This window comes from Rhizobium sp. SVR5-2C, from assembly GCF_056755115.1.
Map to the genome: position 1 here is coordinate 1 of NZ_JBNDHT010000322.1, position 559 is coordinate 559.

At 60.6% G+C, this 559-nt stretch carries 1 protein-coding gene; it reads left to right on the forward strand.

Annotation, left to right across the window (positions count from 1 at the left end):
• The coding region (locus ACPYOI_RS35920) for a LysR substrate-binding domain-containing protein (protein ID WP_481424151.1) at window positions 1-305 on the forward strand (305 nt) is incomplete at its 5' end.
• Between the last annotated feature and the right edge of the window lie 254 nt (window positions 306-559).

Below are 559 nucleotides of genomic sequence, written 5' to 3' on the forward strand. Positions count from 1 at the left end.
AGATCATCGACTGGCCGCTGAAAACCGGCGGTGGCGTCATTGCGATCCCAGAGACCATGAGTGCCAACACCATAGAGCCGCTGGTGCACCTAGCTGAAAAGGGCTTCGGCATCGCCGCTATGCCGCCCTTTGCCGTCGCCGCCCAAATTGAAGCTGGATCGCTGGTGTCCTTTTTGGACGACCACATCCTTACGACTGGCGAGCTGGCGGCATTATGGCCGACCAGCAGGCAACTCTCCCCCCGCATTCGTGCTTTTGTGACGTTTCTTACCGGGCATCTTCAGGTCGACGACGGGCCGGGTTGATCGGAGTCTGCTCATGGCGCAATGCGGACACGGTGCCATGACTGCTACCCTCAATGACGACGCTGAAGACGCGGATCGGCCGTGTTGGCAAGCCGCCGCAGTCTGACTATCGATAGATGAGCCAGTCCTTGGGCACGTGCGAGACGTTCGCCACGCCATGTATGGAGACATTGTCTCCGCCCGATGCCTTTGCCATGCCCAGCGCCTGCTCGGCGAATGCGATAAGGGCATCAGCCGTCCGGGCCTCCTTCGAC